Genomic DNA, 14,886 nt, shown 5'->3' on the forward strand with positions numbered 1-14,886 from the left:
CCAGACAAACAAAAACGCCCCCGGTCTCTCGACCGGGGGCGTTTTTTCAAGCGCGGGCTAAGTTACGCCTTGGCTTTCTTGGCAGCGCGGGTACGCTCGCTTTCGTCCAGGATCTTCTTGCGAAGACGGATGGACTTAGGAGTAACTTCGCACAGCTCGTCTTCCTGGATGTATTCCAGAGCCTGTTCCAGGGTGAAGCGAACAGGTGGAACCAGAGCGATGGTTTCGTCTTTACCCGAAGCACGCATGTTGTCGAGCTTCTTGCCTTTGGTTGGGTTTACACCCAGGTCGTTGTCGCGGCTGTTCTGACCAACGATTTGACCGTTGTAGATCTCCTGGCCGTGTTCTACGAACAGCTTGCCACGAGCCTGCAGGGTTTCCAGCGAGTAGGTCAGTGCCTTGCCGGTTTCAACCGAAACCAGAACGCCGTTCTGACGGCCGGACATGTGGCCCGACTTGACGGTGTCGTAGCGATCGAAGATCGAGGTCAGGATGCCAGCACCGTTGGTCAGGGTCAGGAACTGGTTACGGAAACCGATCAGACCGCGAGCAGGGATGTTGTATTCCAGACGAACACGGCCCTTGCCATCAGGAACCATGTTGCTCAGGTCGCCTTTACGCAGACCCATCTCTTCCATGACCTTGCCCTGAGCTTCTTCAGGGATGTCGATGGTGACGTTTTCGAACGGTTCTTGCTTGACGCCGTCAACTTCACGAATGATCACTTCCGGACGCCCCAGAGCGATTTCGAAGCCTTCGCGACGCATGGTTTCGATCAGTACCGAGAGGTGCAGCTCACCACGGCCGGAAACCTTGAACTTATCAGCGGTGTCGCCTTCTTCAACGCGCAGTGCAACGTTGTACAGCAGCTCTTTGTCCAGACGGTCCTTGATGTTACGGGACGTCACGAACTTGCCTTCTTTACCGCAGAATGGCGAGTCGTTTACCTGGAAGGTCATCGAAACGGTTGGCTCGTCAACGGTCAGAGGCTTCATCGCCTCGACAGTGTCCGGGTGGCACAGGGTGTCGGAGATGAACAGCGAGTCCATACCGCTGATGCAAACGATATCGCCTGCTGCAGCTTCTTCAACGTCGATGCGGTGCAGACCGTGGTGACCCATCAGTTTCAGGATACGGCCGTTACGGCGCTTGCCGTCGGCACCGATCGCCACAACCGGGGTGTTCGGCTTGACGCGGCCACGAGCGATACGGCCAACGCCGATAACACCCAGGAAGCTGTTGTAGTCCAGAGCGGAGATCTGCATCTGGAACGCGCCATCACGGTCAACAGCCGGAGGCGGAACGTGGTCGACTACCGCTTGGTACAGCGGAGTCATGTCTTCCGCCATGGCGGTGTGATCCAGACCGGCAATACCGTTCAGGGCCGAGGCGTAAACAACCTGGAAGTCCAGTTGTTCTTCGGTAGCACCGAGGTTGTCGAACAGGTCGAAGATCTGGTCCAGAACCCAGTCCGGACGCGCGCCTGGACGGTCAACCTTGTTGATTACCACGATTGGACGCAGGCCGGCTTCGAAAGCCTTCTTGGTCACGAAACGGGTTTGCGGCATAGGGCCGTCTTGAGCGTCAACCAGCAGCAGAACGGAGTCAACCATCGACATTACACGTTCAACTTCGCCGCCGAAGTCGGCGTGGCCCGGGGTGTCCACGATGTTGATGTGGTAGCCGTTCCAGTTGATGGCGGTGTTTTTCGCCAGAATGGTAATACCGCGCTCTTTTTCCTGGTCGTTGGAGTCCATCACGCGCTCGTCGTTGAGCTCGTTGCGCTCCAGAGTGCCGGATTGACGCAGGAGTTTGTCTACCAGGGTGGTTTTACCATGGTCAACGTGGGCAATGATGGCGATGTTGCGTAGATTTTCGATCACTTGTGTATCTCGATCAGAGGATTCGGTTTGCTGACAAGTCTTGGCAGCGATTAGCAGTAGTGTCCGGCATGGCCGTTACAGCTTGACGGCGGTGTCGGGGGGCCGGTGACGCAGGCCACAGGCAAACAGCCCCGGGCACTTAGCTCGGTCGATAAACGCGCACATTGGCATGCCCCTCACTGAGCAAATGGTGAGCATGCAGGCGACTCATCACGCCTTTGTCGCAATACAGCAGGTACTGGCGAGTCGGATCCAGCTCCTTGAAACGAGCGTTCACTGCGTAGAACGGCATCGTCTGTACTTCTACGCCAGCGAGTTCCAGCGGCTCATCCTCGGCGGCATCCGGGTGACGGATGTCGATCACGATCTGGCCGGCCAGTGCTTCGCTGACTTCTTCAATCTGTACGTCCTGGCCCAATTCGTCGATCACCCGATCGATCGGCACCAGTTTGGCGTTTTCGAGCGCACGCTCGAGGACTGCCATGTCGAATTCTTTCTCTTCGTGCTCAACGCGACCGCGTTTGGCGGCAGTTTTCGGGTTGACCGAAATGACCCCGCAGTATTCCGGCATGTGCCGGGCGAAATCGGCGGTGCCAATCTCGTTGGCCGTGTCGATGATGTCCTGCTTGTGCGCCACGATCAGCGGACGCAGGACCAGCTTGTCGGTCACGCAGTCGATCACCGACAGGTTCGGCAGCGTCTGGCTCGACACCTGGGAGATCGCCTCGCCGGTGACCAGCGCCTCGATGTGCAGACGGTCGGCGATGTTGGAGGCCGCGCGCAACATCATACGCTTCAATACGACGCCCATATGACTGTTATCGACTTTGCCGAGAATTTCGCCCAACACTTCTTCGAACGGAACACTGACAAATAGCACGCGTTGCGAGCTGCCGTACTTCTTCCAGATGAAATGCGCGACTTCCATCACGCCCAATTCGTGGGCACGACCGCCCAGGTTGAAAAAGCAGAAGTGCGTCATCAGGCCGCGACGAATGATCTGGTAGGCCGCAACGGTCGAGTCAAAGCCGCCGGACATCAATACCAGCGTCTGCTCCAGGGCGCCGAGCGGGTAGCCGCCGATGCCGTTGTGCTGGCTATGAATGACGAACAACCGTTTGTCGCGAACTTCGATACGGACTTCGATTTCCGGCGTTTTCAGGTCGATACCGGCAGCACCGCACTCACGGCGCAGCTTGCTGCCGACGTATTTTTCGACGTCCATCGAGCTGAACGTGTGCTTGCCGGCACGCTTGCAGCGCACCGAGAAAATCTTCCCGGCCAGCGCAGCGCCGTAGTGCTCTTTGCACTTCTCGGTGATGTCGTCGAAGTCGCCCAGCGGGTACTCGTCGATCTGCAGAAAGTGCGCGATGCCCGGCATGCAGGTCAGGCGCTCACCCATCTCTTTCAAGGCTTTGGCGTCGGTAACGCGGGTTTCCAGCTCGAGATTATCCCACACACCGTTCACCACCACGGCCGGGTCCAGGTCACGGAGCACGGTGCGGATGTTCTTGGCCAACTGGCGGATGAATTTCGTCCGGACAGGTCGGCTTTTGATGGTGATCTCGGGGAAGACTTTTACGATTAGTTTCATGAAAACAGCGCGCGAACGGCCAGCCGAAAAAGGGGGGCGCGGATTATAGCGGAAATTGCTCAAGGTTTAACCAGTTAATGTGCAGAAGGTTTTGCACGCACCAAAACAGGTCATTTTCGAATCAAGACGCTACATTAGAGGGCGAGATTTTCAGCATTCAGGCGTTTGAAGCCTTAATAAGCGTGAATTTGGGGCAAAAAACCCATGCTGGGGCACTGGCATGCAATTTGCTCCCTTGTGAGGCAGGTTGCCTTGGCAGAGTATTCGCGCCGGCATCACCCAAATTCAAGGGCATCCACTACCAAGCCCGAAGCCACCCGGAGGACATATGTCGAAGACGGTTCAACTCATCAAAGATCATGACGTCAAGTGGATTGATCTGCGCTTCACGGACACCAAAGGCACTCAGCACCACGTGACCATGCCAGCTCGCGATGCGCTGGATGAAGACTTCTTCGAAGTCGGCAAGATGTTCGACGGTTCCTCCATCGCTGGCTGGAAAGGCATCGAAGCCTCCGACATGATCCTGATGCCGGTTGACGAAACTGCCGTTCTCGACCCGTTCACCGAAGACGCCACCCTGATCCTGGTGTGCGACATCATCGAACCTTCGAGCATGCAAGGCTACGACCGCGACCCACGTGCGATCGCCAAGCGTGCCGAAGAACACCTGAAAGCCACCGGTATCGGTGACACCGTGTTCGCTGGTCCAGAGCCTGAGTTCTTCATCTTTGACTCGGTGAAATTCAAGTCGGACATCTCCGGCTCGATGTTCAAGATCTACTCCGAGCAAGGTTCGTGGATGTCCGACCAGGACATCGAAGGCGGCAACAAAGGTCACCGTCCAGGCGTCAAAGGCGGCTACTTCCCGGTGCCACCGTTCGACCACGACCACGAAATCCGTACCTCCATGTGCAACGCATTGGAAGAAATGGGCCTGACCGTTGAAGTTCACCACCACGAAGTGGCGACTGCCGGCCAGAACGAAATCGGCGTCAAGTTCAACACCCTGGTGAAGAAAGCCGACGAAACCCAAACCCTGAAGTACGTTGTGCACAACGTTGCTGACGCTTACGGCCGCACCGCGACCTTCATGCCGAAGCCACTGTACGGCGACAACGGTTCGGGCATGCACGTACACATGTCGATCTGGAAAGACGGCAAGAACACCTTCGCAGGTGAAGGCTATGCCGGCCTGTCCGATACCGCTCTGTACTTCATCGGCGGCATCATCAAACACGGTAAGGCCCTGAACGGCTTCACCAACCCGGCGACCAACTCCTACAAGCGTCTGGTGCCAGGCTTCGAAGCTCCGGTAATGCTGGCCTACTCGGCTCGCAACCGTTCCGCTTCGATCCGTATTCCTTACGTGTCGAGCCCGAAAGCCCGCCGTATCGAAGCACGCTTCCCGGATCCGGCTGCCAACCCGTACCTGGCCTTCGCTGCACTGCTGATGGCCGGTCTGGACGGTATCCAGAACAAGATCCACCCAGGCGACGCTGCCGACAAAAACCTGTACGACCTGCCGCCTGAAGAGGCGAAAGAGATCCCGCAAGTTTGCGGCAGCCTGAAAGAAGCCCTGGAAGAGCTGGACAAGGGCCGCGCGTTCCTGACCAAGGGCGGCGTGTTCTCCGACGACTTCATCGACGCTTACATCGCGCTGAAATCGGAAGAAGAAATCAAGGTTCGCACCTTCGTACACCCACTGGAATATGAGCTGTACTACAGCTGCTGATCCGGTAGCGCCGCGTTACGTGGCGTGAGTGAAAGAGGCCTCCTTCGGGAGGCCTTTTTTATTGCGATTTATGGCTCGACGCAAATCCCTGTAGGAGTGAGCCTGCTCGCGATAGCGGTGGATCATTGAAGGTGATGCTGACTGACACTACGCCATCGCGAGCAGGCTCACTCCTACAGGGGATTTGTGGTGTCTGAATGATCTCTGAATGTTTACCGAGTTGGGCCAACCGCCGCGTCTGGCCTATGCTGCACCCCATCGCTTTCAATCCCGGTCGATTTCATGGGTCGCACCTTTCTCTACATTCTGCTGCTGATCGCCCTGCCCGCCGCCGCGCAGATCTACAAGTACACTGACGCCAACGGCAACACGGTCTACAGCGATCACTCGCCCGATGGCGTGCAGGCGCAGCCGGTGGAGTTGCCGCCGCTCAACCGTGTCGAGCCGCAAACACCGAGCACACCGCCAGCATCCAGCACCGAAACCCGTGAGCCTGCGCGCAACGCCTACGACATTCTTGAACTGGCCGGCCTACCAACCGAAGAAGCCCTGCGCGCCAATAACGGCACGTTCACCGTGCAAGTGCTGATCAAGCCGCGCCTGCAACCGCCGCATCAATTAAGGCTGGTATTGGACGATGTGCCCTACGGCCAACCGAGCAACGTGCCGATCCTGCAACTGGTGAACGTCGATCGCGGCGAACACCGACTCGCCGTGCAGGTGATTGACGGGCAAACAATCATCCAGCAAAGCCCGCCAGTCGCCCTCAGCGTGCAGCGGGTGCACAAGCCATGATCCGCGCGTGGTTGTTCGTCCTGTCGGCGCTGATGTCGCTGCAAGCCTCAGCCGAGGTCTTCACCTATACCGACGCACAAGGCAATCGCGTCTACACCGACCAGCCCCGAAGCAACGCCAAGCGAGTGCCCATCGCGACCAGCAATCGCATGTCCGCCAACCCCGCCGCCGCGCCGATCAACACCGCGAAAAAATCCACGGAACAACCGCTGTTCCACTACGACATGCTGCGCATTCTGGTGCCCGAACCCGATGCAACCATTCGCAGCAGCGCCGGCGAAATCATCGTCAGCGTCACCAGCGAACCCGGTCTGCAACGCGGTCACCGCTATCGCCTGCTGCTGGATGGCCAAGCCACCGGCGAACCTGGGCTAAGTCCGGTGTTCCCGCTGAGCAACATCGACCGTGGCAGTCACAACCTGTCCGTGGAAATCCTTGATGCCGATGGCCGCACCGTCGAACGCACCGCCAACCAGCCTTTCCACATGCTGCGCATATCCCTCGCGCAGAAACGCCAGGTCAAACCTTGCACCAAGGACGATTACGGCGTGCGCCCGGAATGCCCTTTGAAAGACAAACCTGAAGAACCGAAAAACCCCTTCCTGCGTTTCTTCTAACGCCGCTCAGCTTTGCGCACTATATTGGTGCAACAGGCTGCACCGTACCCACAATCCAACCCATTTTGGTTCGAAACTACCCGCGAGAGCTGGCCCTGTGCCACGCAAACGAGCGTCAAACGCCTGTTTCACGGGTTAAGCGCTTCTTTTCGGAGCCTTGGTTTGGTTTTTGCATTTTCACGATACCGACGCTTGCTTGTTGCGCACGCTCCGCCCCCAAAAGAGGCTCCGATGACCATTAGCGACGCAATCCACCGTTTGCTGCTCGACAACCTGACCACCGCCACCATCCTGCTCGACGCCGAATTGCGCCTTGAGTACATGAACCCGGCGGCGGAGATGCTGCTCGCCATCAGCGGGCAGCGCAGCCATGGGCAATTCATCAGCGAGCTGTTCACCGAATCCACCGAGGCGCTCAATTCCCTGCGCCAGGCGGTGGAACAGGCGCATCCGTTTACCAAACGCGAAGCGATGCTCACCGCACTGACCGGCCAGACGCTGACCGTGGATTACGCGGTGACGCCAATCCTCAGCAACGGCGCGACAATGTTGCTGCTCGAGGTTCATCCACGTGACCGCCTGCTGCGGATCACCAAGGAAGAGGCGCAACTGTCCAAACAGGAAACCAGCAAAATGCTGGTGCGCGGCCTCGCTCACGAAATCAAGAATCCGCTCGGCGGCATCCGTGGCGCCGCGCAACTGCTGGCTCGCGAGCTGCCGGAAGACAGCCTGCGCGATTACACCAACGTGATCATTGAAGAGGCCGACCGTCTGCGCAATCTGGTCGACCGCATGCTCGGCTCGAACAAACTGCCGTCGCTGGCGATGTGCAACGTCCACGAAGTGCTCGAGCGCGTTTGCCAACTGGTCGAAGCCGAAAGCCAGGGCTGCATCACCCTGGTGCGCGATTACGACCCAAGCATTCCCGACGTGCTGATCGACCGCGAGCAAATGATTCAAGCGGTGTTGAACATCGTGCGCAACGCGATGCAGGCGATCAGCAGCCAGAACGAGCTGCGCCTGGGCCGCATCAGCCTGCGCACCCGAACCATGCGCCAGTTCACCATCGGCCACGTCCGCCATCGTCTGGTGACCAAGATCGAGATCATCGACAACGGCCCCGGGATCCCGGCGGAACTTCAGGAAACCATTTTCTTTCCCATGGTCAGCGGTCGTCCGGACGGTACCGGACTCGGCCTGGCCATTACCCAGAACATCATCAGCCAGCACCAGGGTCTGATCGAGTGTGACAGCCATCCAGGCCACACCACCTTCTCGATCTTTCTGCCACTGGAACAAGGAGCCACATCGACATGAGCCGTAGTGAAACCGTGTGGATCGTCGATGACGACCGTTCTATCCGTTGGGTTCTGGAAAAGGCCTTGCAGCAGGAAGGCATGACCACCCAGAGCTTCGACAGCGCCGATGGCGTGATGAGTCGCCTGGCCCGTCAGCAGCCTGACGTGATCATTTCCGACATCCGCATGCCCGGTGCCAGTGGTCTGGACCTGTTGGCGCGGATTCGCGAGCAGCACCCACGGTTGCCGGTCATCATCATGACCGCTCACTCCGATCTGGACAGCGCTGTCGCCTCCTATCAGGGCGGTGCGTTTGAGTATTTGCCGAAGCCGTTCGACGTTGATGAAGCGGTGTCGCTGGTCAAGCGCGCCAATCAGCACGCACAAGAACAGCAAGGCCTGGAAGTCGTGCCAGCACTGACGCGCACCCCGGAAATCATCGGCGAAGCGCCGGCGATGCAGGAAGTGTTTCGCGCCATCGGGCGCTTGAGCCACTCCAACATCACCGTGCTGATCAACGGCGAGTCCGGCACCGGTAAAGAGCTGGTCGCTCACGCCCTGCACCGCCACAGCCCGCGCGCGGCCTCGCCGTTCATCGCGCTGAACATGGCGGCGATCCCCAAGGATCTGATGGAGTCCGAACTGTTCGGCCATGAGAAAGGCGCGTTCACTGGCGCGGCGAATCTGCGTCGCGGGCGTTTTGAACAGGCTGACGGCGGCACGCTGTTCCTCGATGAAATCGGCGACATGCCGGCCGACACCCAGACGCGCCTGCTGCGGGTATTGGCCGATGGCGAGTTCTATCGCGTGGGCGGTCATGTACCGGTGAAGGTCGATGTACGCATCATCGCCGCGACCCACCAGAATCTGGAAACCCTGGTACACGCCGGTAAATTCCGTGAGGACTTGTTCCATCGCCTCAACGTAATCCGCATCCACATCCCGCGCCTGTCGGACCGTCGCGAAGACATCCCGACCCTGGCCAAGCACTTCCTCAGCCGCGCCGCGCAAGAGCTGGCGGTCGAGCCGAAGCTGTTGAAGAGCGAGACCGAGGAATACCTGAAGAACCTGCCGTGGGGCGGCAACGTGCGTCAGCTGGAGAACACCTGCCGCTGGATCACCGTGATGGCTTCCGGGCGCGAAGTGCACATCAGCGACCTGCCGCCAGAACTGCTGAACCTGCCGCAGGATTCGGCACCGGTGACCAACTGGGAGCAAGCGTTGCGTCAGTGGGCCGATCAGGCCTTGGCGCGTGGTCAGTCGAGTTTGCTCGACAGTGCGGTGCCGGCGTTTGAGCGGATCATGATCGAGACGGCGCTGAAGCATACGGCCGGGCGTCGGCGTGATGCCGCAGTATTGCTGGGTTGGGGGCGTAATACCCTGACGCGCAAGATCAAGGAATTGGGAATGAAGGTGGATGGTGGCGATGATGATGAGGGGGATGAGGGTTAAACCTTGTTCGCTTGAGAGTGGTTGTGTACTCAGGATCCATCCCCCTCACCCCAGCCCTCTCCCCCATGGGGGAGAGGGGGAAAGGGAGCCGATTTGTATGATTTTCAAGACCTGAGTTCGGCGGGGTATTCAGGTCGATGTAATTTTGACCGGGCAACTCGGTCAGTCCCCTCTCCCAATGGAAGAGGGGGAAGGGAGCCGACTTGTGTGATGTTAAAGGCCTGAGTTCGGCTCGGTATTTCAGGTCGGCGTAACTTGACCGGCCAACTCGGTCAGTCCCCTCTCCCAATGGAAGAGGGGGAAGGGAGCCGATTTGTGTGATGTTAAAGGCCTGAGTTCGGCTCGGTATTTCAGGTCGGCGTAACTTGACCAGGCAACTCGGTCAGTCCCCTCTCCCAATGGAAGAGGGGGAAGGGAGCCGATTTGTGTGATGTTAAAGGACTGAGTTCGGCTCGGTATTTCAGGTCGGCGTAACTTGACCGGGCAACTCGGTCAGTCCCCTCTCCCTCAGGGAGAGGGTTAGGGTGAGGGGCCGCCGTGCACCGCATCAATGCACAATGACCCGCGATCGCGCACAGCCGCATCTGCACCCTTCATTCTGAAAACACCGACAAAACCATTATCCAAATACACGAAAGCCCCGATTTGCGGGGCTTTCGTGTTTCTGACCAACTTTTTTGTTTCAGCAGATTAAAACCTGGCACGCCCCCTGCAATACCTCTTGCAGGTGATTCGTTTCACCACCCGTTTCGGGGACCTTGGTACAGGCAGGCCGGGGATTCCCCTCTTTACACCGGGCGCAGATCGCCAAGCGATGCGCCCACCCTTTTGGGATCCTTGGTACAGGCAGGCCGGGGGTTCCCTCTTTATATCGGACCGACGCTCACAGCGCAGTCCAGCCGTTTTGGGAACCCTGATACAGGCAGGTCAGGGATTCCCGCTTTTACACCGCTCGCCGAGGCGTTCAGCCCGGCGTTAATCAAGCCTCGGACGTTTGGGTAAATGGTGCAGGGGCTGGTTTTGCCGCCCTGCATCATATTCCCGTATTGCCGCTTCCAGTCTGTCCAGCATCTTTCCGGGGCTGGGTTCATTGATCAGAATGTCTGTCATCCGTGCCTTTTCGCTGGCGTCAGCTTTGACGTAGACCTCGAGAAACCACCAGACCCGCCGCTGCAGAAGCGGATACTCAACGTGAAACTCAGGCGTACGACTCAGTTTGCGGAGCCTGCTCGAAAGATGAGCAACGCTGTCCCAGAGTTCCAGTTTTTTAGGCACTTCTTCTGCCGGCACATGCTGCAGCCAAAGATTTGCCGACACATCATTGCTTTCTGCTCCCAACCACATATCGGAGTCGGTTGTTATCCGTGCACGTATCAGCCGCCGGAGTGAGGCCGGATCCGTTATTGGATTGCCGATGAGATTGAAGCCCGCACGGAGTTCAATGGATTCTGGGATCGAGGTAATTCGATTGTTCGCCAGATTCAGCACTTTCCCGGGAATCTCGTTGGTGATGCCCTCCGGAAATCCGTCTAACCCCATGTTGGAAAGATCCAGCTCCTGCAACGCAGTCATTGCTTTGAGTGAAGGTGCGACAGAAAGCGCATTGTTGCCAAGCCTCAGTATTTCCAGGCTTGACCGGCCGTTGTCGGCATCGAGCCCGAGAGGGATTCGGCGTATTCCGGTTCCTGTCAGATCCAGCACACGCAACTCGGTCATTCCGGAAATATCAGGATCCGTTTGCAAAAAATCGTTCTGGCGTTGAACAGGTACCCCAAACCGCAACGCACCGGGCAAATCATTCACCGCTGGCCCCTGTGTATTAGCAAGCCTCAACACCTGCAGTCTGGTCATGCCTCTCACCGAAAAATCAGCCTGTAAGTCACAATCCTGCAGGTTCAGTTCTCGTAAATGGGGGAGCCTCTTTAATTGCTCGGTAAAGCGCGAATCCACCCTGAGTCTTGAATAAGTCATGTCCATAAGGAACAGTCCGCCCCCTGAGTTTCTTCTGGTGATCACCTGGCTGGCTATCGTCAGACTTTCAATGTTGGGAAACTGCGCAAAAAACACCTCCGGGTCCAGCGGCGCATGCCCTCTTAAAGTAAGAGAAACCACCGACTTGAATTTCAATGAAAGCAGCCTATCGACAGGCCATAGTGTGAGATTGATATCCAGCTTGAAACCCGATAGTCGCCCATCACGGTAGACCCGCTGATCAGGCTGACCTTGCCACTTGTACAATTGGCGCAGGGTGCGCCACATATCAAACGTCCCTTGAATCTCATGGGACTGCGCCTCACGAAGTTGATGATGCGGGATGCTGACTTGTTGGGTGTCCAACTGAGGAAGTCCTAGCTGAATACGCTTGAGTTCAAGCTCTGCTACGTCCTTGTCATTGAACCGGGCGATGAAGGCATCCGCGTCCTGATCGGTCGCTTCCGGAAGGTATTTCCGGACATGCGCCCGGGTGGTTGGCTCAATGACCTCGCGCGGGTACCACAGGCCGCTTTCGGGGTTGCGCAACAGTACCGGGCCTGAAGGCAGCAACTCGCTTGGCCGTCGGGCTCGATACAATCCCGTAGCCGAATCCACGGCAACAAGAACAAGGTCGCCATCGGACAGGTCAGCGTAAGTGCGCCGGCTGATCACCCGTAAACCTTCACTGTTGATCTGTGGAAGTATCGCCCGGGCGTTGGTTACGTAATTGTCCAGCGATGGCGGGGTTGCGGGAGGGCGAGCCCCCTCGGGGATCGCGTGAACCACGACGACCGGAGCCGGCAGGATGGCATCGGCGCTTGTGTCGCCCGATGATCCAGCTTGCGGATGTGAATTATCGAGTGAATTACCTGAATCGGCGCCTCGGCGGCCCGATGCGCCGGGGAGCGAAGTGTCCGCATCTACCGATCGGCTCGGACTTCCGGGAACATCCACGTGGGCACTGCCACCACGAGGTGGTTTTACTGGCATGTTTTTCATCCTTGAAGAACTCGCCCCCTGGCTGTCGCGCAAGGGACGATGGTTTCGGCATCCTGCCGGTTTGAAGAGGAGCGCACGATAGCGTGCGCAGGCGATGAAGGAGAGCGGAAAGGCAGACTTGTGAAGTGGGAAAAGACGTCAATAAGCGTGGGAGTGAACCAGCAGGACGGTAGGTCCCCGCTCAGTTCGCTTGCAGTCGAATCTCCAGCCGCCAGCGGTCGTCGACCTTGCTGCCGGCCCACTCCCCCTGTAGCGGTCGCGCCGCCAGCACCGTCAGCAGCAACCCGCCGTCGCTCCTGCGCGTGCGCCAGTTCACGTCCTTGCCGTTGAGCTTGAGCTGCCCCTTCAGTGCTGAGCCTTCGGCCTGAAACAGCAGCGCCACCGTGCCGTCGATGATCTCGCCGTGCAGCTTCGGCTCATTGTTGAACCACACCAGCAAACCACCATTGGTCACTTCAACCTGCTGCAACACCGTCGGATCCGGCGTGGTCAGTCGACCGATCATCAAACCGATCATCATGCCGACAATCGCCAGCGAACCGATGACTCGCGGCAATAGTTTCGAACGGTTGTCCACAGGCGGCGTAGAATGCCGCTCATCTTTACCTTCGGAGCCGTGCATGTTTCACGTCATCCTTTTTCAACCAGAAATTCCGCCGAATACCGGCAACGTTATCAGGCTGTGCGCCAACAGCGGCTGCCACCTGCATTTGATCGAACCGCTGGGTTTCGAGATGGACGACAAGCGCTTGCGCCGTGCCGGTCTCGATTACCACGAATATGCCACGCTGCAGCGTCACGCGGACCTGGCCAGTTGCCTGGAAAGCCTGGGCAATCCACGGCTGTTCGCGTTCACCACCAAAGGCTCACGGCCGTTTCATGATGCCGCGTTTGTTCCTGGCGATGCGTTTATCTTCGGCCCGGAAAGCCGTGGTCTGCCGCCGGAAGTGCTCGACGCGCTGCCGCCGGAACAGCGCCTGCGCCTGCCGATGCGCGAAGGCTGCCGCAGCCTGAACCTGTCCAACACCGTGGCCGTCGCTGTATACGAAGCCTGGCGCCAGAACGACTTCAAGTAACACCATAAAACAAATGTGGGAGCGAGCCTGCTCGCGATTACGGAGTGTCAGTCAACTTTGATGTGTCTGACAGACCGCTATCGCGAGCAGGCTCGCTCCCACACGGGGTGTTGCTAAACCGTCTTACTGAACGGTTGGCGTCTCGCCGCTTTCCTGCATGCGCTGCAATTCTTGCGCGTACAGAGCGTCGAAGTTCACCGGAGCCAGCATCAGCGCCGGGAACGAACCACGGGTCACCAGGCTGTCCAGGGTTTCGCGCGCGTACGGGAACAGGATGTTCGGGCAGAACGCACCCAGGGTGTGGCTCATCGAAGCCGCATCAAGGTTCTTGATCAGGAAGATACCGGCCTGTTGCACTTCAGCGATGAAGGCGACTTCTTCACCGTTTTTCACGGTAACCGACAGGGTCAGCACGACTTCGTAGAAATCACCTTCCAGTGCTTTCTGGCGAGTGTTCAGATCCAGCGCGACCGCCGGATCCCACTGCTGGCGGAAGATCGCCGGGCTTTTCGGGGCTTCGAAGGACAGGTCGCGTACGTAGATGCGCTGCAAGGAGAATTGCGGTGCGGTTTCTTCTTCGCTGGCTGCAGTGTTCTGTTGGTCAGTCATCTCAGATCCTTATCGATCTTGGGTCTTTTAGGGAGTGCTGTACGTGGGTGCAGCCGTTCAGGCCTTGAGCAGCGCGTCGAGCTTGCCGGCGCGCTCCAGGGCATACAAATCATCACAACCGCCAATGTGCTTGCTGCCGATCCAGATCTGCGGCACGGACGTGCGCCCGGCTTTCTGGGTCATTTCGGCGCGCACCTGCGGCTTGCCATCGACCTTGATCTCTTTGAAGGCCACGCCTTTGTTCTCGAGCAGGTACTTGGCTCGCGAGCAATAAGGGCAGTAATCGCTGGAGTAGACGATGACTTCGCTCATATCACTTCACCAGCGGCAGGTTGTCGCCTTTCCAGCTGGAGATCCCGCCGGACAGCTTGGCGGCGGTGAAGCCGGATTTCATCAGTTCGCGGGCGTGGGTGCCGGCGGTCTGGCCCAGGGCGTCGACCAGAATGATGGTCTTGGCCTTGTGCTTTTCCAGCTCGGCGACGCGCGCAGCCAGTTTGTCCTGGGGAATGTTGATCGCGCCAACGATGTGGCCGGCAGCGAAATCCTTGGCCGGACGGATGTCCACCACCACGCCTGCATCTTTATTGACCAGCGCAGTCAGTTCGCCGGTGCTCAGGCTTTTACCGCCGCCCTGCATCGTGTGCGCCAGCAGCAGAGCCAGCAGTACGACGAAGATACCGACAAGAATGTAGTGGTTAGTGGCAAATTCAATCAGGTGAGCAACCATCGAAGGAGGTTCCAGGGCGTTAAAATGTCGGCCAGTATACACAGCCACTATGGTCGGCCAAACCCCGTCCGGCGGTGACGCGGTCGGAACTTAGCTTTAAACTCCAACTCCCTTTTCCATCGCCCTC

At 58.3% G+C, this 14,886-nt stretch carries 13 protein-coding genes; 6 read left to right on the forward strand and 7 right to left on the reverse strand.

The genetic code is table 11. The features are described 5' to 3' along the window. Positions 1-62 precede the first annotated feature (62 nt). Positions 63-1,883 carry a translational GTPase TypA gene (typA, locus tag KBP52_RS16715; protein WP_077570343.1) on the reverse strand — a complete coding sequence of 607 codons (1,821 nt, stop codon included), beginning with the start codon at positions 1,881-1,883 and terminating at the stop codon, positions 63-65. Positions 1,884-2,022: 139 nt separating this feature from the next. Next, the gene (gene thiI / locus KBP52_RS16720) at positions 2,023-3,477 is read right to left on the reverse strand and encodes a tRNA uracil 4-sulfurtransferase ThiI (RefSeq protein WP_077570341.1); all 1,455 of its coding nucleotides are present in this window, start codon (positions 3,475-3,477) and stop codon (positions 2,023-2,025) included. Positions 3,478-3,805: 328 nt separating this feature from the next. On the opposite strand from thiI, the gene glnA reads away from it, so the two are divergent. From glnA to ntrC, 5 genes are all read left to right on the forward strand, one after another. Next, a complete protein-coding gene (gene glnA, locus KBP52_RS16725; RefSeq protein ID WP_007909254.1) occupies positions 3,806-5,212 on the forward strand; it encodes a type I glutamate--ammonia ligase in 1,407 nt (468 codons plus the stop codon). 282 nt (positions 5,213-5,494) lie between these two features. Further along, complete coding sequence (locus tag KBP52_RS16730; RefSeq protein WP_212620583.1) at positions 5,495-6,007, forward strand: DUF4124 domain-containing protein; 513 nt, start codon at positions 5,495-5,497, stop codon at positions 6,005-6,007. Next, positions 6,004-6,624: a DUF4124 domain-containing protein gene (locus KBP52_RS16735; RefSeq protein WP_212620584.1), complete on the forward strand. Its 621-nt coding sequence runs from the start codon at positions 6,004-6,006 to the stop codon at positions 6,622-6,624. The genes KBP52_RS16730 and KBP52_RS16735 overlap by 4 nt, the downstream gene beginning before the upstream one ends. Before the next feature lie 231 nt (positions 6,625-6,855). Beyond that, positions 6,856-7,941: a nitrogen regulation protein NR(II) gene (gene glnL, locus KBP52_RS16740; RefSeq protein WP_007909240.1), complete on the forward strand. Its 1,086-nt coding sequence runs from the start codon at positions 6,856-6,858 to the stop codon at positions 7,939-7,941. Further along, positions 7,938-9,374: a nitrogen regulation protein NR(I) gene (gene ntrC, locus KBP52_RS16745; RefSeq protein ID WP_007909238.1), complete on the forward strand. Its 1,437-nt coding sequence runs from the start codon at positions 7,938-7,940 to the stop codon at positions 9,372-9,374. Before glnL ends, ntrC begins: the two co-directional genes overlap by 4 nt. A 975-nt stretch (positions 9,375-10,349) precedes the next feature. Here the strand turns inward: ntrC and KBP52_RS16750 are convergent. Further along, positions 10,350-12,338 (reverse strand): leucine-rich repeat domain-containing protein, encoded by a 1,989-nt coding sequence (locus tag KBP52_RS16750; protein ID WP_249122187.1) that lies wholly within the window; start codon positions 12,336-12,338, stop codon positions 10,350-10,352. A 190-nt stretch (positions 12,339-12,528) separates the two neighbouring features. Beyond that, entirely contained in the window at positions 12,529-12,969 is a 441-nt protein-coding gene (locus KBP52_RS16755) for a hypothetical protein (protein WP_212620585.1), read from the reverse strand. Here KBP52_RS16755 and KBP52_RS16760 point away from each other — a divergent pair. Next, on the forward strand, positions 12,968-13,423 hold the full coding sequence (locus tag KBP52_RS16760) for a tRNA (cytidine(34)-2'-O)-methyltransferase (RefSeq protein ID WP_007909235.1): 456 nt from the start codon (positions 12,968-12,970) through the stop codon (positions 13,421-13,423). The genes KBP52_RS16755 and KBP52_RS16760 overlap by 2 nt on opposite strands. A gap of 123 nt (positions 13,424-13,546) precedes the next feature. Here KBP52_RS16760 and secB read toward each other — a convergent pair whose 3' ends face one another. Genes secB through KBP52_RS16775 form a run of 3 tightly spaced genes read right to left on the reverse strand, consistent with a single transcriptional unit; the run spans position 13,547 to position 14,759 of the window. After that, positions 13,547-14,032, reverse strand: a complete 486-nt coding sequence (gene secB, locus KBP52_RS16765) for a protein-export chaperone SecB (protein WP_007909233.1) — start codon at positions 14,030-14,032, stop codon at positions 13,547-13,549. Positions 14,033-14,089: 57 nt separating this feature from the next. Next, complete coding sequence (gene grxC / locus KBP52_RS16770) at positions 14,090-14,344, reverse strand: glutaredoxin 3 (RefSeq protein ID WP_038359971.1); 255 nt, start codon at positions 14,342-14,344, stop codon at positions 14,090-14,092. 1 nt (position 14,345) lies between these two features. Then, a complete protein-coding gene (locus KBP52_RS16775; RefSeq protein ID WP_077570333.1) occupies positions 14,346-14,759 on the reverse strand; it encodes a rhodanese-like domain-containing protein in 414 nt (137 codons plus the stop codon). Between the last annotated feature and the right edge of the window lie 127 nt (positions 14,760-14,886).

Source organism: Pseudomonas sp. SCA2728.1_7, assembly GCF_018138145.1.
GTDB classification, from domain to species: domain Bacteria; phylum Pseudomonadota; class Gammaproteobacteria; order Pseudomonadales; family Pseudomonadaceae; genus Aquipseudomonas; species Aquipseudomonas koreensis_A.